The organism is Streptomyces formicae (assembly GCF_002556545.1).
Lineage (GTDB): Bacteria > Actinomycetota > Actinomycetes > Streptomycetales > Streptomycetaceae > Streptomyces > Streptomyces formicae_A.
Map to the genome: position 1 here is coordinate 3,222,954 of NZ_CP022685.1, position 20,258 is coordinate 3,243,211.

General features: G+C 70.4%; 15 protein-coding genes and 2 tRNA genes. 7 read left to right on the plus strand and 10 right to left on the minus strand.

Going from position 1 to position 20,258, the window contains the following annotated elements; all coding sequences use genetic code 11:
- Positions 1-23: 23 nt before the first annotated feature.
- Positions 24-2,648 carry a valine--tRNA ligase gene (locus KY5_RS13780; protein ID WP_098242522.1) on the minus strand — a complete coding sequence of 875 codons (2,625 nt, stop codon included), beginning with the start codon at positions 2,646-2,648 and terminating at the stop codon, positions 24-26.
- A 136-nt stretch (positions 2,649-2,784) separates the two neighbouring features.
- Between KY5_RS13780 and KY5_RS13785 the strand changes: the two genes are divergently transcribed.
- The 3 genes from KY5_RS13785 (at position 2,785) to KY5_RS13795 (ending at position 6,085) form a co-directional block, all read left to right on the plus strand.
- Positions 2,785-3,723: a hypothetical protein gene (locus KY5_RS13785; protein WP_098242523.1), complete on the plus strand. Its 939-nt coding sequence runs from the start codon at positions 2,785-2,787 to the stop codon at positions 3,721-3,723.
- 174 nt (positions 3,724-3,897) lie between these two features.
- Positions 3,898-4,950: a hypothetical protein gene (locus tag KY5_RS13790; RefSeq protein WP_098242524.1), complete on the plus strand. Its 1,053-nt coding sequence runs from the start codon at positions 3,898-3,900 to the stop codon at positions 4,948-4,950.
- 106 nt (positions 4,951-5,056) lie between these two features.
- A complete protein-coding gene (locus KY5_RS13795; RefSeq protein WP_098242525.1) occupies positions 5,057-6,085 on the plus strand; it encodes a hypothetical protein in 1,029 nt (342 codons plus the stop codon).
- A 95-nt stretch (positions 6,086-6,180) separates the two neighbouring features.
- On the opposite strand, the gene clpX is transcribed toward KY5_RS13795, so the two are convergent.
- The 5 genes from clpX to KY5_RS13820 all read right to left on the minus strand — a co-directional run bounded on the left by clpX (position 6,181) and on the right by KY5_RS13820 (position 11,053).
- Positions 6,181-7,467, minus strand: a complete 1,287-nt coding sequence (gene clpX, locus KY5_RS13800) for an ATP-dependent Clp protease ATP-binding subunit ClpX (protein ID WP_055552958.1) — start codon at positions 7,465-7,467, stop codon at positions 6,181-6,183.
- A gap of 188 nt (positions 7,468-7,655) precedes the next feature.
- Positions 7,656-8,360 (minus strand): ATP-dependent Clp protease proteolytic subunit, encoded by a 705-nt coding sequence (locus tag KY5_RS13805; protein ID WP_098242526.1) that lies wholly within the window; start codon positions 8,358-8,360, stop codon positions 7,656-7,658.
- Between the two features lie 61 nt (positions 8,361-8,421).
- Entirely contained in the window at positions 8,422-9,027 is a 606-nt protein-coding gene (locus KY5_RS13810; protein WP_055552955.1) for an ATP-dependent Clp protease proteolytic subunit, read from the minus strand.
- Positions 9,028-9,450: 423 nt separating this feature from the next.
- Entirely contained in the window at positions 9,451-10,839 is a 1,389-nt protein-coding gene (gene tig / locus KY5_RS13815) for a trigger factor (RefSeq protein ID WP_098242528.1), read from the minus strand.
- A 137-nt stretch (positions 10,840-10,976) separates the two neighbouring features.
- Positions 10,977-11,053 (minus strand) — tRNA-Pro (locus KY5_RS13820).
- A gap of 154 nt (positions 11,054-11,207) precedes the next feature.
- Here KY5_RS13820 and KY5_RS13825 point away from each other — a divergent pair.
- From KY5_RS13825 to KY5_RS13835, 3 genes are all read left to right on the plus strand, one after another.
- A tRNA-Gly gene (locus KY5_RS13825) sits at positions 11,208-11,278 on the plus strand.
- Positions 11,279-11,640: 362 nt separating this feature from the next.
- Positions 11,641-13,029, plus strand: coding sequence for a family 2B encapsulin nanocompartment shell protein (locus KY5_RS13830; RefSeq protein WP_098242529.1), 1,389 nt, complete (start codon positions 11,641-11,643; stop codon positions 13,027-13,029).
- The gene (locus tag KY5_RS13835; protein ID WP_098242530.1) at positions 13,016-14,335 is read left to right on the plus strand and encodes a cysteine desulfurase; all 1,320 of its coding nucleotides are present in this window, start codon (positions 13,016-13,018) and stop codon (positions 14,333-14,335) included. The genes KY5_RS13830 and KY5_RS13835 overlap by 14 nt, the downstream gene beginning before the upstream one ends.
- 49 nt (positions 14,336-14,384) lie before the next feature.
- Here KY5_RS13835 and KY5_RS13840 read toward each other — a convergent pair whose 3' ends face one another.
- A complete protein-coding gene (locus tag KY5_RS13840; protein WP_098247237.1) occupies positions 14,385-14,579 on the minus strand; it encodes a hypothetical protein in 195 nt (64 codons plus the stop codon).
- Between the two features lie 598 nt (positions 14,580-15,177).
- Between KY5_RS13840 and KY5_RS13845 the strand changes: the two genes are divergently transcribed.
- Entirely contained in the window at positions 15,178-16,371 is a 1,194-nt protein-coding gene (locus KY5_RS13845) for an acyltransferase family protein (protein ID WP_098242531.1), read from the plus strand.
- Positions 16,372-16,379: 8 nt separating this feature from the next.
- On the opposite strand, the gene KY5_RS13850 is transcribed toward KY5_RS13845, so the two are convergent.
- The 3 genes from KY5_RS13850 to KY5_RS13860 form a co-directional block, all read right to left on the minus strand.
- Complete coding sequence (locus KY5_RS13850) at positions 16,380-16,832, minus strand: HD domain-containing protein (protein ID WP_098242532.1); 453 nt, start codon at positions 16,830-16,832, stop codon at positions 16,380-16,382.
- A gap of 124 nt (positions 16,833-16,956) precedes the next feature.
- On the minus strand, positions 16,957-19,410 hold the full coding sequence (locus KY5_RS13855; protein ID WP_098242533.1) for an ABC transporter permease: 2,454 nt from the start codon (positions 19,408-19,410) through the stop codon (positions 16,957-16,959).
- Positions 19,410-20,237 carry an ABC transporter ATP-binding protein gene (locus KY5_RS13860; RefSeq protein WP_098242534.1) on the minus strand — a complete coding sequence of 276 codons (828 nt, stop codon included), beginning with the start codon at positions 20,235-20,237 and terminating at the stop codon, positions 19,410-19,412. Before KY5_RS13860 ends, KY5_RS13855 begins: the two co-directional genes overlap by 1 nt.
- Positions 20,238-20,258 lie beyond the last annotated feature (21 nt).

Here is a 20,258-nt window from a genome sequence, read left to right on the forward strand (position 1 = left end):
CGTCTGCCTAAGCCCATCAGGCACTACGCGGCGGGCAGCGCCTCCAGCTGCGCCTGCAGCCGTGCGATGTCGCCCTCCGCCTTGGTGAGGCGGCCGCGGATCTTGTCGACCACGTTGTCCGGGGCCTTCGCCAGGAACGCCTCGTTGCCCAGCTTCGCCGTGGCCTGGGCCTTCTCCTTCTCGGCGGCGGCCAGATCCTTGGCCAGGCGCTTGCGCTCGGCCGCCACGTCGATCGTGCCCGACAGGTCGAGCGCGACCGTGGCGCCCGAGACCGGCAGCGTCGCCGTCGCCGTGAAGGCGTCGCCCTCCGGCTGGAGGCGCAGGAGCTGACGGATGGCGGCCTCGTGCGGGGCGAGCGCCGTGCCGTCCAGGGTGAGCCGGGCCGGGACCTTCTGGCCCGGCTGGAGGCCCTGGTCGGCGCGGAAGCGGCGGACCTCGGTGATGACCTGCTGGAGCGTCTCGATCTCCTGCTCGGCCGCGGCGTCGCGGAAGCCGCTGTCGGAGGGCCAGTCGGCGATGACGAGCGACTCGCCGCCGGTCAGCGCGGTCCAGAGCGTCTCCGTCACGAACGGGACGATCGGGTGGAGCAGCCGCAGCGTGACGTCGAGGACCTCGCCCAGGACGCGGGCCGAGACCTTCGCGCCGTCGCCGCCCGCCATGAACGTCGTCTTGGACAGCTCGACGTACCAGTCGAAGACCTCGTCCCACGCGAAGTGGAAGAGGGCGTCGGAGAGCTTGGCGAACTGGAAGTCGTCGTAGAGCGCGTCGACTTCGGCGACCGTGGCGTTGAGGCGGGAAAGCACCCAGCGGTCCGTCGCCGACTGCTCCTCGACCGGGGGCAGGTCGCCCTCGATCGTGGCGCCGTTCATCATCGCGAAGCGCGTGGCGTTCCAGATCTTGTTCGCGAAGTTGCGCGAGCCCTGGACCCAGTCCTCGCCGATCGGCACGTCGGTGCCGGGGTTGGCGCCGCGGGCGAGCGTGAAGCGCAGGGCGTCCGAGCCGTACTTGTCCATCCAGTCCAGCGGGTTGACCGCGTTGCCGAAGGACTTCGACATCTTCTTGCCGAACTGGTCGCGGACCATGCCGTGCAGCACGATCGTGTGGAACGGCGGGGTGCCGTCCATCGCGTACAGGCCGAACATCATCATCCGGGCGACCCAGAAGAAGAGGATGTCGTAGCCGGTGACCAGGACGGAGTTCGGGTAGAACTTCGCGAGGCTCTCGGTCTCCTCGGGCCAGCCGAGCGTGGAGAACGGCCACAGGCCCGACGAGAACCACGTGTCGAGCACGTCGTTGTCCTGCGTCCAGCCTTCGCCGGTCGGCGCCTCGTCGTCGGGGCCGACGCAGACGATCTCGCCGTTCGGGCCGTACCAGACGGGGATGCGGTGGCCCCACCAGAGCTGGCGCGAGATGCACCAGTCGTGGAGGTTGTCGACCCAGTCGAAGTACCGCTTCTCCATCTCCTGCGGGTGGATCTTGACCTTGCCGTCGCGGACCGCGTCACCGGCGGCCTTGGCGAGCGGGCCGACCTTGACCCACCACTGCATCGACAGGCGCGGCTCGATGGTGGTCTTGCAGCGCGAGCAGTGGCCGACCGAGTGCGAGTAGGGGCGCTTCTCGGCGACGATGCGGCCCTCGGCGCGCAGCGCGCCGACGATCGCGGAGCGGGCCTCAAGGCGGTCCAGGCCCTGGAAGGGACCGGGCACCGTGATGACCGCGTGCTCGTCCATGACCGCGATGTTCGGCAGGTCGTGGCGCTGGCCGATCTCGAAGTCGTTCGGGTCGTGCGCCGGGGTCACCTTGACGCAGCCGGTGCCGAACTCGGGGTCGACGTGCTCGTCCGCGACGACCGGGATGGAGCGGTCGGTCAGCGGCAGCTTGATCAGCTTGCCGACCAGGTGCTTGTAGCGCTCGTCGTCGGGGTGGACGGCGATCGCGGTGTCACCGAGCATCGTCTCGGCGCGGGTGGTGGCGACCACGACGGTCTCGTCCCCGTCGCCGTACTTCAGCGAGACCAGCTCGCCGTCGTCGTCCTGGTACTCGACCTCGATGTCCGAGATCGCCGTCAGACAGCGCGGGCACCAGTTGATGATGCGCTCGGCGCGGTAGATCAGCTCGTCGTCGTAGAGCTTCTTGAAGATGGTCTGGACGGCCTGCGAGAGGCCCTCGTCCATGGTGAAGCGCTCGCGCTCCCAGTCGACGCCGTCGCCCAGGCGGCGCATCTGTCCGGAGATCTGGCCGCCGGACTCGCCCTTCCACTTCCAGACGCGCTCGATGAACGCCTCACGGCCCAGGTCGTGGCGGGACTTGCCCTCCTTGGCGAGCTCGCGCTCCACCACGTTCTGCGTGGCGATGCCCGCGTGGTCCATGCCGGGCTGCCAGAGCGTCTCGTGGCCCTGCATGCGCTTGCGGCGGGTGAGGGCGTCGATCAGCGTGTGCTCGAAGGCGTGGCCCAGGTGCAGCGCGCCCGTGACGTTCGGCGGCGGGATGACGACGGTGTACGGCGGCTTCTCGCTCTTCTCGTCGGCGGAGAAGTAGCCCCGTTCTACCCAGCGCTCGTACAGCGGCCCCTCTACCTCGGCCGGCGCGTACTGGGTCGGCAGTTCGGGAGTGGTCGCTGGAGGCTGCTGCTGAGCGTTCTCGGTCACGCGGCCAGTTTAGAGGGGCCGGGGAGTGGTCCCGAAACCGGAATCTTCAATATCGCTTGCGGCCCGGGGTCCCATGGCGCCACGACGTCGTTCAGGATGTCCGGGACACGTCAGCGTTCGGAGGGGGACCCACGCAATGAGCCACCACCAGCCGGGACCGTACGACGGCCAGCAGCCGCAGCAGCCCGGCCCCTACGGGCACCAGCCCCCGCAGCAGCCGGGGCCCTACGGCCAGCCGCCCCAGCCCCAGCAGCCCCAGCCCGGCTACGGGTTCCCCCAGCAGCCGCCCGGCCCCCCGCCGCAGGGCGGCTACGGCCAGCCCCAGCAGCCTGGCCCCTACGGCCAGCCGCCGCAGCAGGCCCCCTACGGGTACGGGCAGGTCCCGCCCCCTCCGGCACAGGGCGGGGGCAAGAAGAAGACCGGGCTCGTCATCGGCGCGGTCGCGGTGGTCGCGGCGCTCGGCGTCGGCGCGTACTTCCTCTTCGGCGGCGACTCGACGTCGATCGAGGACGACGGCGCGCACAAGCTGGTGCCGCCCGCCTCGGTCGGCGAGTTCAAGAAGGGCGACGACTCGACCTCCCCCGACGACGGCCCGCTCGGCTCGGGCGACAAGAAGAACGCCGAGGAGATCGGGATCAAGAACCCGGAGAACGTGGCGGCCTCCTACGAGTCGGGGGAGGCGCTCAAGGGGAAGCAGATGAGCTTCCAGGGGATGTACGGGGACATCGCCGACCCCGAGAAGGCCGTCGACGACGGCTTCGCCAAGGCCGACGAGAACTCCAAGAAGGGCTCGGACAACGGAGCGGGCGGCTCCGACGACGTCAAGCTCGTCGGCAGCCCCGAGACCGTCGAGCCCGACGGCCTCGACAACGCCGTCATGAAGTGCCAGAGCGCCAGCTTCGAGCAGGGCGGCAAGGAGCAGAAGCTGCCGATCTGCATCTGGGCCGACCACAGCACCTACGGCATCGTCTTCGGCGTCGACATGGCGGCGATGGCCAAGGGCGGCGGCATGGCCACGGACGACGTCGCCGGGTTCGCGGCCGACCTGCGCAAGGCGGCGCGGGTCAAGGCGTAACGGCCCATATGAGGAGCGAAGGCCCGGGACGGACCGCCGCCCCGGGCCTTCGCACGTCCGGCCTCTGGAACAGCCCCTCAACAACTCCGCATCGATCCGGTACCACGAGGCAACTCCGCGCCCACATCCGCCAGGATGTTCGGAACACATAAGCATCGGGAGGGAACCCCAGTAATGAGCTACAACCAGCCGGGCCCGTACGGCGGGCAGCAGCAGCCGCAGCAGCCCGGTCCCTACGGCGGCGGGCAGCCCCAGCAGCCTGGCCCCTACGGCCAGCCGCCCCAGGCCCCCCAGCCCGGCTACGGCTACCCGCCCCAGGCGCCCCAGCAGGCCCCGCAGCAGGGCGGCTACAGTCAGCCCCAGCAGCCGGGCCCCTACGGGCAGCAGCCGCCCCAGCCCCCGTACGGCCAGCAGCCCCAGGGCCCCTACGGGCAGGTCCCGCCCCCGCCGCCCGGCGGTGGCGGCGGCAAGAAGACCGGCCTCATCATCGCCGCGGTCGCCGTGGTCGTGGCCGCCGCGGTCGGCGGCTACTTCGTCTTCGCGAGCGGTGACGACGACAAGGGCGGCAAGAACGGCGGTTCCTCCAACGTCGCTGGGGGCGGGGGAGACAGCGGCGGCATCAAGGACGACGGCCCGCACAAGCTGACGACGCCCGCGACCGTGCTCGGGGAGTACAAGACGGACCCGAGCCAGTCCGGCGGCATGAACAGCGTCGACCTCGACAAGGCCGAGGCGGCCGGGGTGAAGAACCCCAAGGACGTGTCGGCCGCGTACAAGTCGGGCGGCGAAGAGAACCCGATGGCGCAGAAGATCCTGAACTTCGGCGGCGTCTACGGCGACATCGAGGACCCCGAGGGCGTCGTGGACCACATGTTCACCAACGCCAAGGAGAAGAACGCGTCCTCGGCGGGCGCCAGTGGCGGCCAGGAGGTCACGCTGGTCGGCGAGCCGAAGGAGTACAAGCCCGCAGGGCTCGACGGCGCCGTCCTGAAGTGCCAGGAGATGAAGGTCGACCTGGGCGGCGGCGCGGGCACCACCGGGTCCACGGCCGGGGCCGGCGGGTCGAAGGGGATGTCGGCGGCGACCTGCATCTGGGGCGACCACAGCACCATCGGCTACGTCGTCGCCACGGACGTGGCGAGCGCCGTGTCCGGCGCCTCCGTCGACCTCGACGAGGCCGCGGGCACCACGGCGAAGTTCCGCGGGGAGGTCCGCGTCAAGCGCTGATGCCGTGCCGCCGCACGACGTGGAAGTGAGGGGCCCCGGTCGGTCGACCGGGGCCCCTGCGTCAGGATGTCGGCAACACATCAGCGTTTCGGAGGGGAACCACGCCATGAGCCACCACCAGCCGGGCCCGTACGGCGGGCAGCAGCCGCCCCAGCCCGGTCCGTACGGCGGGCAGCCTCCGCAGCAGCCAGGGCCCTACGGGCAGCCGCCCCAGGCCCCCCAGCCCGGCTACGGCTATCCCCCGCAGCCGCCCCAGCCCCTGCCCGGTTACGGCTACCCCCAGCAGACCCCGCAGCAGGGCGGCTACAGCCAGCCCCAGCAGCCGGGCCCCTACGGGCAGCAGCAGCCCCAGCCCCCGTACGGCCAGCCCCCGCAGGCCCCGTACGGGCAGGTCCCCTACGGGCAGGTTCCGCCGCCCCCGGGCGGCGGGAAGAAGAAGACCGGCATCATCGTCGCGGTGGCCGCCGTGGTCGCCGCGGCCGCGGTCGGCGGCTACTTCGTCTTCGCGGGCGGTGACGACGACAAGGGCGGCGGCAAGAACGGCGGCTCGTCGAGCGTCGCGGACGGCGGCATCAAGGACGACGGGAAGCACAAGCTCACGACGCCCGCGACGCTGCTCACCGAGTACACGAAGGACAACAGCTCCACCGGGGGCTTCAACTCCAGCGACATCGCGGCCGCCGAGGAGGCCGGGGTGAAGGACCCCCAGGACATCGACGCCGGGTACCAGGCGGGCGACAAGAGCAACCCCCTGTCGGCCAAGGCCCTCCAGTTCATGGGCGTCTACGGAGAGGTCTCGGACCCGGAGAAGGTCGTCGACGTCATGTTCGCCAAGGTCAAGAAGGACTCCAAGGCGAACAGCTCCGAGACCGGTGAACTGGTCGGCAGCCCCCAGGACTTCAGCACGGACAAGGTCGTCCTCAAGTGCCAGGAGTCCGTGGTCACCAACGACAACCCGAGCTCGGACGCCCCGAAGGAGATGCGCATGCCCCTGTGCATCTGGGGCGACAACAGCACCATCGCCGTCGTGGCCTCCATCGCGATCGCGGACGCCATGGCGGGCAAGGCCCCCTCGCTGAAGAACGCCTCGGCCACCACGCTCAAGGTCCGCGACGAGACGCGCGTCAAGCTCTGACCCCGGACACGGCGGTCCGGCCCCGGACACGACGAAGGGGGCGCCCGGCGATCACTCGCCGGGCGCCCCCTTTCCCGTACGCGACGGGGCGCCGCCTACGCGGACTTCTGCTCCCCCGAACCCGGGCCCCGCGCCTCGCGCGGCACCAGCGTCGGGTTGACGTTCGAGCGGACGACGTCCGCGGTGATGACCACGCGGGCGACGTCCTTGCGGGACGGCACCTCGTACATCACCGACTGGAGGACCTCCTCCATGATGGCGCGCAGGCCGCGCGCGCCGGTCTGGCGGAGGATGGCCTGGTCCGCGATGGCCTCCAGGGCCTCGCGCTCGAAGTCCAGCTCCACGCCGTCGAGTTCGAACAGGCGCTGGTACTGCTTCACCAGGGCGTTGCGCGGCTCGACCAGGATCTGGAGCAGGGCCTCGCGGTCGAGGTTGTGGACCGAGGTGATCACGGGGAGGCGGCCGATGAACTCGGGGATCATCCCGAACTTCACCAGATCCTCCGGCATGATGTCCTCGAACTGGTCCTTCTCCTCCATCTCGCGCTTGGAGCGGATGGTGGCGCCGAAGCCGATGCCCTTGGCGCCCGCGCGGGATTCGATGATCTTCTCCAGGCCCGCGAAGGCACCGCCCACGATGAACAGGACGTTCGTCGTGTCGATCTGGATGAACTCCTGGTGCGGGTGCTTGCGGCCGCCCTGCGGCGGTACGGAGGCGGTGGTGCCCTCCAGGATCTTCAGCAGGGCCTGCTGGACGCCCTCACCCGAGACGTCGCGCGTGATCGACGGGTTCTCGCTCTTGCGGGCGACCTTGTCGATCTCGTCGATGTAGATGATCCCGGTCTCGGCCTTCTTGACGTCGTAGTCGGCCGCCTGGATCAGCTTGAGCAGGATGTTCTCGACGTCCTCGCCGACGTAGCCGGCTTCCGTCAGCGCCGTCGCGTCCGCGATGGCGAACGGGACGTTCAGCATGCGCGCCAGCGTCTGCGCGAGGAGCGTCTTGCCGGAACCTGTCGGGCCGAGCAACAGGATGTTGGACTTGGCGAGTTCGATCGCGTCGTCACGGCCCTGTGCGCCGCCGTTCTCTCCGGCCTGGACCCGCTTGTAGTGGTTGTACACCGCTACCGAGAGGGCCTTCTTCGCGGGCTCCTGGCCCACGACGTAGCCCTCAAGGAATTCGTAGATCTCGCGAGGCTTGGGGAGTTCCTCCCAGCGCACCTCGCTCGTCTCCGCGAGCTCTTCCTCGATGATCTCGTTACAGAGGTCGATGCACTCGTCGCAGATGTACACACCGGGGCCTGCGATGAGCTTCTTGACCTGCTTCTGACTCTTTCCGCAGAACGAGCACTTGAGCAGATCGCCGCCGTCACCGATGCGTGCCACGAGGTGCTTCCCCTTCGCCTGGGAGACGCCACGTTCAGCGGCTCCTGGTGCCTCTATCCGACGGTACCTTGCCGGGCCCCCCGTTCGGGCCCCCCTTGGCACGGTTCACTTGGACGCGGGCTCTGAGTGGACCCCGCGAGAACGTTCCGCGAACCATGCCAAGGAGCGGCAGATGCTACAGCGCCGTGTCAGGCCACCGAGGCATTGTTCATCTTCCGGGTGGAGATGATCTGGTCCACGAGACCGTACGCGAGCGCGTCCTCGGCAGTGAGGATCTTGTCGCGCTCGATGTCGTCGCGGATCTTCTCGATCGGCGTCGTGGAGTGCTTGGCCAGCATCTCCTCCAGCTGCGAACGCATCCGGAGGATCTCGTTGGCGGCGATCTCCAGGTCGGAGACCTGGCCGCGGCCGGTCTCGCTGTAGGGCTGGTGGATCAGCACGCGGGCGTTCGGCAGCGCCATGCGCTTGCCCGGCGTACCGGCCGCGAGGAGCACGGCGGCGGCGGAGGCCGCCTGGCCCATGCAGACCGTCGAGACGTCGGGCTTCACGAACTGGATCGTGTCGTAGATGGCCGTGAGGGCCGTGAACGAGCCGCCCGGGCTGTTGATGTAGATCGAGATGTCACGGTCCGGGTCCATCGACTCCAGGCACAGGAGCTGCGCCATGACGTCGTTGGCGGACGCGTCGTCGATCTGCACGCCGAGGAAGATCACGCGCTCCTCGAAGAGCTTCGCGTACGGGTCGTACTCGCGCACGCCCTGCGAGGTGCGCTCGACGAAGCGCGGGATGATGTAGCGGGACTCGGCGCGGGGGCCGGTGAACTCGGACTGCGCGGCCTGGCCGTACTCGGCCATGGTGCGCTCGTAGAGGCCGCTGCCGGGGAAGTTGTTCATCTCTCTTGGTCTCCTGAGGAGCGTGGGCTGGGGTGTCGGCTTGCGGGCGCTGAGGGGTGCCTCAGGCGCCCGTGCCGCCCCCGCCCGGCATGCCGGCGGCGCTGGACATGATGTCGTCGATGAGGCCGTACTCCTTGGCCTCCTGCGGGTCGAACCAGCGGTCGCGGTCCGAGTCGCGGGTGATCTGCTCGACGCTCTGACCGGTGTGGTGAGCCGTGAGCTCGGCCATCCGCTTCTTGGTGTGCAGGAGACGCTCGGCGTGGATCTTGATGTCCGACGCGGAGCCCGCCAGGCCCGCGGAGGGCTGGTGGATCAGGATCTCGGCGTTCGGCAGCGCGAAGCGCTTGCCGGGCGTACCGGCGCTGAGCAGGAACTGGCCCATGGAGGCGGCCATGCCCATCGCGATCGTCACGACGTCGTTCTTGATGTACTGCATGGTGTCGTAGACCGCCATGCCGGCCGTGATCGATCCGCCGGGGCTGTTGATGTACAGGAAGATGTCCTTGTCCGGCTCGGCGGCAAGGAGCAGCAGCTGTGCGGTGATCTTGTTGGCAATGTCGTCGTCGACCGGCTGGCCGAGGAAGATGATCCGCTCGCCGAGCAGCCGGTTGTAGACCTGGTCGCCGAGGCCACCACCGATGGAGGGGTCGCCGGCGGCGGAGGGCATCAGATTCGTCACGTATCCACCTGCTCGTCTTACGACGGCGCCGGGCCGTCTCACGTCTTCTCGTAAGGCCTGGGGCCCCGCGTGCTCACCGCTCCGGGGCGGCTTCGGGGACTCCCCTGCCCTCGTATTCATGGACCCTAACGCGCGGATCCCTCCGGGGAATCCCGCAGAGTTAACTGTTCGCTGTGAGCGCAGGTCGCTGCGCTCGGCTTGGGCGGAGGGGTGACTCGCGCCCCGTCAGGGGCGCGGGGAACTGCGCGGCCGGCCCGCGACGGGCCGCACCCGCCGTGGAACCTGCCGCGGCAGACGCGACCGCGCCCCGGCGGGGGCTGAGCGCGCAGTTCCCCGCGCCCCTACGGGGCACGACGGGCCCCTGGGACAGTTGCGTCCCAGGGGCCCGTCGCTCATGTACAGCGGAAGCGATTACGCCTGGGTCTTGTCACCCTCGGCGGAGTCGGACGCCTCGGTCTGCTCGCCCTCGGCGGCAGCCGTCTCGTCCTCCTCGTCGTCCAGGTCCACGATCTCGCCGTTCGTGTCCTTGACCGTCGCCGCCTCGACGACGACCGCGAGGGCCTTGCCGCGGGCGACCTCGCCGACCAGCATCGGGACCTGGCCGCCCTCGACGACGGCCTGGGCGAACTGGTCGGGGGACATGTTGGAGGACTGCGCGCGACGCATGAGGTGCTCGGTGAGCTCCTCCTGGTTCACGTTCAGCTTCTCCTTGTTGACGAGCTCGTCCAGGACGAACTGCGTCTTGATGCCCTTCTCGGCCTGCTCCTTGGTCTCGGCGTCGAACTCCTCGCGGGACTTGCCCTGGATCTCCAGGTACTTGTCCAGGTCGAGGCCCATCTGGCCGAGCTGGTGGTGCTCGAGGTTGTGCGTGCGGGTCTGGATCTCGTCCGCGAGGAGCTTCTCGGGGACGGGGACCTCGACCAGCTCGAGCAGCTTCTCCAGGACGCGCTCCTGGGCCTGCGTCGCCTGGTCGTACTGCTTCATGTTCTCGAGGCGCTTGCGGCTGTCCGCCTTGAGCTCGTCGAGGGTGTCGAACTCGGAGGCGAGCTGCGCGAAGTCGTCGTCCAGGGACGGGAGTTCACGGGCGGCGACCTGGGTGACCTTGACGGTGACCTCGGCCTCCTTGCCCTGCGCGGAGCCGCCCTTGAGCTCGGAGGTGAAGGTGGCCTCGCCACCGGCCTCCAGGCCCTTCACGGCGTCGTCGATGCCCTCGAGGAGCTCGCCGGAGCCGATCGTGTAGGAGACGCCGGACGCGACGCCGTCCTCCAGGACCTCGCCGTCGACCTTGGCCTCGAGGTCGATCGTCACGACGTCGGCGTCCTCGGCGGCACGCTCGACCGGGGACGTGGAGGCGAAGCGCTCGCGCAGCTCCTCGACGGCCTTGTCGACGTCGTCGTCGCTGACCTCGACCGCGTCGACCTCGACCTCGATGCCGGAGTAGTCCGGGATCTCGATCGCGGGACGGATGTCGACCTCAGCGGTGAAGTTGAGGGTCTCGTTGTCCTTCAGCTCGGTGATGTCCACCTCGGGCTGGCCCAGGACGTTGAGCTCGGCCTCGTTCACGGCCTCGGTGTAGAACTTCGGGAGCGCGTCGTTGACGGCCTCTTCGAGGACGGCGCCGCGACCGAACCGCTGGTCGATGACCCGGTTCGGGATCTTGCCCTTACGGAAGCCCTTCACCGTGACCTGCTGGTTGATCTTCTTGTAGGCCGCGTCGAGGCTGTCCTTGAGCTCCTCGAAGGGCACCTCGACAGTGAGCCGAACCCGGGTCGGGTTCAGGGTCTCCACGGCGCTCTTCACGGTTCGGTCTCCTTGGGGGCTGACTTCTTGGGACTGCCCGGTTGAGAGACACACGGGCACACAGCTTGCATAGTAACGGCAAGCGGGAGTCGAGCCACAATGCGATCTTGTGGAGAGAAACGCGGAGAGTTGCAAGGTGGTCGGGGTGGCGGGATTTGAACCCACGGCCTTCCGCTCCCAAAGCGGACGCGCTACCAAGCTGCGCCACACCCCGTCGGTGCGACACGTAGGGTACATGCCCGCAGGCAGTGCGGCTCCCGGATAAACGGGGACCGTACGAGGGGGGATGGTGAAGGGGGTGTGCGGTGAGGGCCCCCGACCCGCTACGATGCCTGTCGTACCGCGGCCCCGGCCGTGGCGCGAACCGTGCGGGCGTAGCTCAATGGTAGAGCCCTAGTCTTCCAAACTAGCTACGCGGGTTCGATTCCCGTCGCCCGCTCCGAGCGAAGAACCCCGGACCTTCAAGGTCTGGGGTTCTTCGCGTTTCCCGGCCTTCCCGGGTTTTTCCGGGCCCTCCCGGTGGCCTGCGCGAGCCCTGCCATAACGGGATCTTTCAGGGGTGCATAGCTCGCCCTCAGGGACGTATCGGGTCGGATACCGGCCGGTGGGAGCGCCTGCCGCGAGGGCCGGGTCGGCTGCCCGGCCGCTCAGGGGCCCGCGCCCGTTCCCCCTGCGGCGGTTTTGCGCCTGGCCTATGCCAAGGGCGTTCGCGAGACCCCTTGTGATCCCGGACGCGCCGACCGGACGATCGGTCCCCTTCACCCGCCCTCTCCCCGTCCTCATGGACCCACGGAGGTTCCGATGACCGATCGACTCTCCCTCGGCCCGGATGCCGCACGGCAACTGGCGACCGCCACCAAGACCGTCCCGCAGATGCGCGGCATCACGCCCCGGTACCTGCTGCGCGCCCTGCCCTGGGTGGACCTCGACTCCGGTGTGTACCGCGTGAACCGGCGCCGCACCTTCGTCCTCGGCGACGACCGCATCAGCACCTACGACGACAACGGCAGCCCCCGCGTCGTCCCCGGCGACTTACGCGAGGTGCCGTACCTGCGCGAGGCCGACGACGCCGCGGTCGCCCAACTCGCCGACGCCTTCACGGAGGTGTCCTTCGAGGCCGGGCAGGTCATCGTGCAGGAGGGCGACGCCGCGGACCGGCTCTGGATCATCGTCCAGGGGCGTGCCGAGAAGCGGGTGACCGGGCGGTACGGCGAGGACGCGCTGCTCGAAGTCGTCGGGGACGGGCAGTTCTTCGACCTGGGCGCGTGGAGCAGGTCCGAGCCGATGCCGTACCGCGTCCAGGCGCTCACCCGGGGCACGGCCCTGTGCGCCGAGCGGAGCGCGCTCGCGGCGCTCGTCGAGCGTGACGAGGCGCTGGGCGCCGAGCTTGCGGCGTACCAGGAGGGCGACGCCCCGATGCCGGGCTCCGAGGTGCCGGTGGACCTCACGGCGGGGCACGTCGGCGAGCCCGACCTGCCGGGGACGTACGTCGACTACGAGGACGCGCCCCGCGAGTACCACATGACGCTCGCCCAGACCGTGCTGCGCGTGCACACCCGCGTCGCCGACCTCTACAACGGGCCCATCGACCAGACCCGCGCGCAGGCGAACCTGACCATCGCCGCGCTGCGCGAGCGGCAGGAGTCCGCGCTCCTGAACCACCCCGATTTCGGCCTGTTCAACAGCGTCTCCCCCGGACAGCGCGTGCAGGCGCGGACCGGCGCGCCCACCCCCGACGACCTGGACGAGCTGCTTGCCAAGGTCTGGAAGCAGCCCGGCTACTTCCTGGCGCACCCGAAGGCGATCGCCGCGTTCGGCCGCGAATGTACGCGCCGGGGCGTGCCCCCGGTGACCGACAACCGGTTCGGCAGTCCGCTGCTCACCTGGCGCGGGGTGCCGCTGCTCCCTTCGGACAAGGTGCGCTTCACCAACGGCGGCGGCGTCCACACGGGCACCACCGAGATCCTCCTGATGCGGATGGGCGAGGCCGAGAGGGGTGTGGTCGGGCTGCGGCCCGCCGAGGTGCCCGACGAGGCCGAGCCGGGCCTGTCGATGCGGAACATGGGCGTCGACAACAAGGGCATCACGTCGTACCTGATGACGGCGTACTTCAACACCGCGGTCCTGGTGGAGGACGCCATCGCCGTCCTCCAGAACGTCGAGGTGGCCAAGTACCATGACTATTCCTGACGTTCAGGGTTTCGGGCCCGGTCCCACGGCGCTCACGGGGGTCGCGCCGACGGCTCCCGCGCTGCCCGCCGTCTCGCTCTCGCCTCCCGGCACGTTCTCCCCCGAGGCGGCCCGCGGCGACGTACCGATCCTGCACAGGACCGTGAACGGGCAGCCGCTCGTCTGGCTCGACAACGCCGCCACCACGCAGAAGCCGCGCCAGGTGATCGAGGCCCTCACCGCCTACTACAGCGCCGCCAACTCCAACATCCACCGCGGCGCCCACACCATGGCCCGCGAGGCGACGGAGATGTACGAGGCGGGGCGCGCCGCGGTCGCCTCGTTCCTGGGGGCCGAGGGGCCCGAGACCATCGCCTTCGTCCGCGGCACCACCGAGGCGATCAACCTGGTGGCCCAGAGCTGGGGCCGGGCGAACCTCGGTCCTGGCGACGACATCCTCGTGCCGGTCCTTGAGCACCATTCGGACATCGTCCCCTGGCAGTTGATCGCCAAGGAGACGCGCGCCCGGGTGGTCCCCGTGCCGCTGGACGCCGCGGGGCAGATCGACCAGGCCGCGTACGCCGATCTGCTCTCCTACCGCACCCGGCTGGTCGCGATCAGCCACGCGTCGAACGTCCTCGGCACGGTCCCGCCGGTCAAGGAGATGACCGCGCTCGCGCACCGCTACGACGCCAGGGTGCTCGTGGACGGCGCGCAGGCGGTGGCCCACCTGCCCGTCGACGTACAGGACCTGGGCGCGGACTTCTACGCCTTCTCCGGGCACAAGCTGTTCGCGCCCACCGGCATCGGCGCCCTGTACGCGCGGCCGGAGGTGATGGCGGCGCTGAAACCGTGGCAGGGCGGCGGCAACATGATCGAGTCGGTCTCCTTCGACCGGACGACGTTCGCCCCTCCGCCGCACCTCCTGGAGGCCGGCACCGGGCACATCTCCGGGGTGGTGGGGCTGCTCGCCGCGCTGAACTGGCTGACGTCCTTCGACCGCGCGGCCGTCACGGCGTACGAGGACGCGCTCATGGCCTATGCCGAGCAGGCCATGGCCACCGTGCCGGGACTCTCCCTGCTCGGGGCGGCGCCCGACCGGATCGCGGTGCTGACCTTCACGCTCGCGGGGCACGACCCCGCGACGGTCGCCGACTGGCTCGACCGCGACGGCATCGCGGTCCGCGCGGGCCACCACTGCGCGCAGCCCGCCCTCGCGCACTACGGCCTGGAGTCGGCGGCGCGCGCCTCGCTCTCGCTCTACAACACCTCGGAGGAGGTGGACCGCCTGGTGAGCTCGCTGCGCGGACTCCAACAGGCGTCCTGAGCCGCGCCCTTGGGGATCGGGGCGCGCGGAAAGCCCTCCCCCGAGGGCCTCAGAAGCTGATCGAGTTGATGGTCTCCGCCAGTTGGTTCAGGAACCTGTTTATCGAAGGTGCCATCCCGGTGGAGGCGAGGAAGAAGCCGAAGAGCACCGCGACGATCGCTGGCCCTCCCTTGAGTGATCCCCCGCGGATCAGCACCACAAGGATGATCGCCAACAGCAGTACCACTGACAGCGAAATGGCCACACTGATCACACCCTAGGTCGGTCGCACTCCCGGCCCGGGGGGTACGACCCCGCACACCCCCGCCAGGACCATCGTGCCACCAACACGGGCCCGGTATGCGGCCGGTGACACATCGTCGGCCAACGCTTCGTGGGACGGGCGCGCGGGGGCGCCCGGAGGGCGCGGGAGCGGCGCGTTGCCGTGCGGCAATTGGGCGGGTTCCGGGGGTCACCATTTCGGCTTGATCGTTTCCATCGCCACACACCACGTTCGCAGGAAATTCGAATTGTTGCCGGGCGCACATCTCGGGCCTTGAATTCTCCGACGATACGGACATTTCACCAGAGTCGCCCGAGGGTGTTATGCACCATTTAAACCGGATGAGTTGTGACGTACGGGACAAGATACCGTCACATCTCTTTGTCGACTCTCACTGATTCCTGGGTACCCGGACCTGATATGCGGGATTCCCAAGACGGATTGAGTTGAGAGAAGTGACGAGGGTTTTACGAATACACCGCCGCGCCGCTAAGGTGCCTCAGATGTTCCACGCTGCCACCACCCCCGCAGGCGCAGTGCGGTCCCGGATCGTCCCACCGAGTTGTCGGCGGGAGGGCCTGTGACCAACTCGGTGCATCCGCACGGACACCGGACGCCGCTCCCCCCGGTCCAGGCACCGGCGGCCGGAGTCCCCACTCCCCGCGCCCATCCCTCCCCGCAGGCCACGGCTCCCCCCACCCCGGCCGGCGGCACCGCCAAGGGCGCGTCGAAACCCGCCAAGCAGCGCGACGCGTTCTTCGACAACGCCAAATACCTGGCGATCGTCCTCGTGGCGATGGCCCACTCGTGGGAACCCCTGACGGATCACAGCCGCACCGCCGAGGCGCTGTACATGACCGTCTACACCTTCCACATGCCGGCGTTCATCGTGATCTCCGGCTATTTCTCCCGCAGTTTCGACATGCGGCCCGACCGCCTCAAGCGGCTCGTGACCGGTGTCGCCGTGCCGTACGTCATCTTCGAAGTGGCGTACACCTTCTTCAAGCGGTGGGCCGACGACGACCCGACGCAGCCCATCAGCCTGCTCGACCCCTGGTACCTCACCTGGTTCCTGGTCGCGCTCTTCGTGTGGCGGCTCACCGTGCCGCTGTGGAAACTGGTGCGCTGGCCGCTGCCGCTCGCCCTCGCCGTGGCGACGCTCGCCGTGATCTCGCCGGACATCGGCGACGACCTCGACCTGCAGCGCGTCCTGCAGTTCCTGCCGTTCTTCGTGCTCGGACTGTGCATGAAGCCCGAGCACTTCCAGCTGGTGCGCCGCCGCGAGGTGCGGATCCTGTCCGTACCGATCTTCGCGTGCGCCCTGCTGCTCGCCTACTGGGCGGCCCCGCGCATGTCCTCCGTCTGGTTCTACCGCAGGGACAGCGCCCAGGAGTTGGGCTTCCCCTGGTGGATCGGCGTCATGATGACGCTGGCGCTCTTCGGCTGCTCGGTCATCCTCACCGCGTGCTTCTTCGCGTGGGTGCCGCGCCGCAAGATGTGGTTCACGGTCCTCGGCGCGGGCACGCTGTACGGCTATCTGCTGCACGGCTTCCTCGCCAAGGGCTCCCGCTTCGGGGGCTGGTTCGACGACTACGCGTGGCTGCACCAGCCCGCCGGTGAGATCTTCGTGACCGTGGTCGCGGCGACCGTGGTGACGCTGCTCTGCACTCCGCCGGTGCAGCGGATGTTCCGGTTCGCGATGGAGCCCAAGATGGAGTGGGCCTTCAAGCGGGACGCGGCGCAGCTCGCCAGGGAGCGGGCCAAGTCCTCGTAGCCGAGGGCCTATCGGATCCCCAACAGGGCGCGCATGACGGTGTACTTCTCCGTCAGGCGCGCCCTTGTCGTGTCGTCCAGGAGCGCGAGGCGGGCGGGGTCCGCGTTGTGCGCCAGGTCCGCCTCCTTGACGAGGCGGGCTCCCTCCGTGGCCAGGATGCGTTCCGCGTACGCCTCCTTGGGCTCGTCCGCGCGCTTGGTGAGGGCCAGGACGATGGCCTTCGTACGCGGGGTCAGCGCGGCCCGCGCCAGCCACTGCTCCGAGAGGGCGTCGTCCTCGACCGCGTCGTGCAGCCAGGCGGCGGCGATCTGTTCCTCGTCGCCGCCCCGTGCGCGGACTCCGTCGGCCACGGCCTTCAGGTGTTCGGCGTAGGGGCGGCCCGCCTTGTCGGTCCGGGTGGCGTGGGCGCGACGGGCCAGGGCTTCCACTTCGGTGAGCGGGAGGATCGGGGCGGGGTTCATGCGGGGATTCTTTCCCCCACCCCGCCCCTTCCCGAAACCGGGGCTCCGCCCCGGACCCCGGAGGCGACTCGGCACCCTGGGGCTCCGCCCCGGACCCCGCTCCTCAAACGCCGGAGGGGCTGAATTACCTGGACCTCAGTGCCGCCCGCGCCGGGATCGTCGCCGCCGCCAGGCCCATGGCCAGTATCGCGGCCACGAACGAGCCGTAGACCAGCGGCGGGATGTACGGGGACTCGCCGGTCAGGCCCTTCATCATCGGGACGAGCGTAGCCAGGGCGATGCCCGAGCCGAGGACGATGCCCGCGACGGCGACGATCAGTGCCTCCCAGCGGACCATCCGCAGCACCTGGCGGCGCGTGGAGCCGATCAGGCGCAGCGTGCCGAGTTCGCGGCGGCGGTCGAGGACCGTCATCACCAGGGTGTTGACCGCGGCGATGGCCGCGAAGCCGCCGAGTACGGCCGCCATCGTGGTGTTCGCCCAGGCGTTGAGCTCGCCGTCCATGGACCGGGCGGTGGCGTAGCCCTCGCGGTCGGTGAGGGTGCCGAGGCCGGAGAGCGACTTCGCGGAGCCGCCCCTGGTCCAGATCTCGGTGGCGAACGCCGAGGTGACGTGCTGCTTCACGTCGGCGGCGGGCATCGTCACCTGGGAGAGGCCGAGCCCCCGGCCGTACGTCGCCACGATCTTCGGCGACGCCTTGGTGCCGTCGGGCAGGCGGAGGGCCAGGCGGTCGCCGGTGCCGACGTGGGCGGAGCGGGCGAGCGAGGCGTCGACGGCGATCTCGCCCTTGCCGAGCTTCAGGGCACCCGTCTCGACCTTCAGGTCCTGGACCTCGGCCAGGTCGGCGGCCGAGCCCGTGATGCCCTGGGTGGAGGCCGACGCCAGCCAGCGGTCGCCGCCCGAGCCGACCGGGACGAGCACGGACGTCTTGAGCAGTCCGACGGCCGAGGTGACCCCGTCCGCCGCGGCCGCCTCGCGCACCGCGCCGGGGGCGAGGCCCTGGTCGGAGCTGACGATGTGGTCCGCGGTGATGCCCGCGCGCTGCTGGTCGGCGGCGACCCGCTCCTCGCTGGTGTGCATGAACACGAGGACGGAGGAGAAGGCCATGGCGAGCACGATCGGGGTGATCGCGGAGGCCATCCGGCGGGAGTTGCTGCGGGAGTTGGCGGCCGCGAGCGAGGCGGAGGCGCCCGCGCCGCGCAGCGGCAGGCCGAACAGGGTCGCGCAGCCGCGGGCCACCAGCGGGCCGAGCAGCGCCACGGCGAGCATGAAGAGCATGACGACGCCGAGGGCCGCGTTCGCCGCGTCGTCGCCGGTGTTGCTCGCGGCGAACCCGGCGAAGACCGCGCCGCCCGCCGCGGCGGCGATGCCGAGCGGCGTACGGATCCAGCCGAGCCCGGCCCGCTCCACGGATGCCTCGCTGAGCGCCTGGCCCGGCTTGATGCGGGAGGGGCGGCGGGCCGCCATGTATCCGGCGCCGAGCGCGGTGAGCAGGGCGACGCCGACGGCGGTGACCAACGGGATGAAGGAGATCGAGAGGTCGACGGCCTCGGGGATCGCGCCCTTCTCCTTCAGCTGCCCGAACCACCAGCGGGCCAGGGCGATTCCGGGCAGCACGCCGACCGCTCCGGCGAGCGGCGCCACGAGCAGGGTCTCGGTGGCGATGGTGCGGCGGATCTGGCGCGGGGTGGTGCCGATGGCACGCAGCAGCGCGTACTCGCGGGCGCGCTGGCCCACCGAGAGCGCGACGGTACCCGCGGCGGTGAACACGGCGGTCAGGGCGGCGATGCCGCCGAAGGAGCCGCCGAGGCCGGTGAGCATCTCCTTGGCGTAGGCGAGCGCCGAGCCCTCGGCGGCGCTGCGGTCGTCGCCGGTGTGGACGTCGGCCTTGCCGCCGACGGCGTGCGCCACCTGGGACTTGAGGGTGTCGGCCGAGACGCCCGCCTTGGGCAGGACGGCGATGGCGTCGATCTTCCCGGGGTGCCCGGAGAGGCGTACGGCCTCGGAGTCGGCGAACCAGGCGGTGGCGGCGCCCTCGCCGGCCGCGACCGTGCCGGAGACGCGGAAGTCGCGCGGTCCTTGCGCCGTGGTGAGCGTGGTGCGCTCGCCGACCGAGGCGCCGGGCGCCGCGAGGACGACCTCGCCGGGGCCCGGCGCCCTGCCCGACGCGAGCTTCTCGCCGGTGAAGGCGGTGGAGCCCCAGCCGTGCGCGGTGACGGCCTTGTCGCCGGAGCGCACGGGGAAGGTGACGTCGGCGACGGCGGTGCGCGCGCCGGGTGCCGAAGCGGCCTCGGCCACCAGGGAGTTGTCGATCCGCGCCCGGTCGGGCAGCGGCGTGACGCTCTCGGACCTGCTGTCGCCGCTGCCGGTGACGAAGCGGACCGACTGGTCGGCAGCGGCCACCACGGGGGCGCCCGCGTAGCGCTCGGTCGGCACGGAGGCGCGCAGGCCCGTCTCCAGGAGGATCCCGCACGCGGCCACGATCAGCGAGGCCATCATCAGGGCGACGAAGGTGCCGACGAACGCGGCGGGCTTGAAGCGGACGGCCGCGCGGGCCAGACCGTTGGGTGTGTACGCCATTACGCCGCTGCCCCCGCGTAGGACGGCGCGGTCAGCGTCGTCATGCGGGCCGCGATCTGCTGGGCGGAGCCGCGCTCGATGCGGTCGACGAGGGAGCCGTCGGCGAGGAAGAGGACGCGGTCGGCGCAGGCCGCGGCGGACGGGTCGTGGGTGACCATGACGACGGTGGCGCCCATGCTGTCGACGGCGGAGCGAAGGAGGCCGAGCACCTCGGTGGCCGTGGTGGTGTCCAGGGCGCCCGTCGGCTCGTCGGCGAAGATCACGTCGGGCTCGTTGACCAGGGCGCGGGCGATGGCGACGCGCTGCTGCTGGCCGCCGGAGAGCTGTCCCGGACGGCGGCGGCCCTTGTCGCCGAGGCCGACGCGGGTGAGCATCTCGGCGGCCTTGCGGCGGTCGGGGCGGTGGCCGGCGAGGCGCATCGGCAGGACGACGTTCTGTTCGACGGTCAGCGAGGGCAGCAGGTTGAACGCCTGGAAGACGAAGCCGAGCCGGGTGCGGCGCAGCGCGGTCAGCTTGTTCTCGCTCATGCCGGTGATCTCGGTGCCGCCGAGGTGGACCGTGCCCGCGCTCGGCCTGTCGAGTCCGGCGGCGCACTGGAGGAAGGTGGACTTGCCGGACCCGGAGGGCCCCATGACGGCGGTGAAGCTGCCGCGCGGCAGGGCCAGGTCGATGCCCGCGAGGGCGTGCACGGCGCCGGAGCCCCGGCCGTACTGGCGGCGGACACCGCGCAGTTCGACGGCCACGGCGCCGGGCCGGGTGGTCGGCATGGCGGGCATCGGTACGGCCCCCGTGCCGTCTTCGGTCCGGTTCTTCCGTCGCAGCCCCATGGCTGTGCCCGCCTTCCGTTC

What these genes read in the sequence shown, in the direction of transcription:
- KY5_RS13785 (WP_098242523.1), top strand. Translation starts at nt 2,785, where the DNA reads ATGAGCCACCACCAGCCGGGACCGTACGACGGCCAGCAGCCGCAGCAG.
- KY5_RS13790 (WP_098242524.1), top strand. Translation starts at nt 3,898, where the DNA reads ATGAGCTACAACCAGCCGGGCCCGTACGGCGGGCAGCAGCAGCCGCAG.
- KY5_RS13795 (WP_098242525.1), top strand. Translation starts at nt 5,057, where the DNA reads ATGAGCCACCACCAGCCGGGCCCGTACGGCGGGCAGCAGCCGCCCCAG.
- KY5_RS13805 (WP_098242526.1), bottom strand. Translation starts at nt 8,360, where the DNA reads ATGAACAACTTCCCCGGCAGCGGCCTCTACGAGCGCACCATGGCCGAG.
- KY5_RS13810 (WP_055552955.1), bottom strand. Translation starts at nt 9,027, where the DNA reads ATGCCCTCCGCCGCCGGCGACCCCTCCATCGGTGGTGGCCTCGGCGAC.
- KY5_RS13830 (WP_098242529.1), top strand. Translation starts at nt 11,641, where the DNA reads ATGACCGATCGACTCTCCCTCGGCCCGGATGCCGCACGGCAACTGGCG.
- KY5_RS13835 (WP_098242530.1), top strand. Translation starts at nt 13,016, where the DNA reads ATGACTATTCCTGACGTTCAGGGTTTCGGGCCCGGTCCCACGGCGCTC.
- KY5_RS13850 (WP_098242532.1), bottom strand. Translation starts at nt 16,832, where the DNA reads ATGAACCCCGCCCCGATCCTCCCGCTCACCGAAGTGGAAGCCCTGGCC.
- KY5_RS13855 (WP_098242533.1), bottom strand. Translation starts at nt 19,410, where the DNA reads ATGGCGTACACACCCAACGGTCTGGCCCGCGCGGCCGTCCGCTTCAAG.
- KY5_RS13860 (WP_098242534.1), bottom strand. Translation starts at nt 20,237, where the DNA reads ATGGGGCTGCGACGGAAGAACCGGACCGAAGACGGCACGGGGGCCGTA.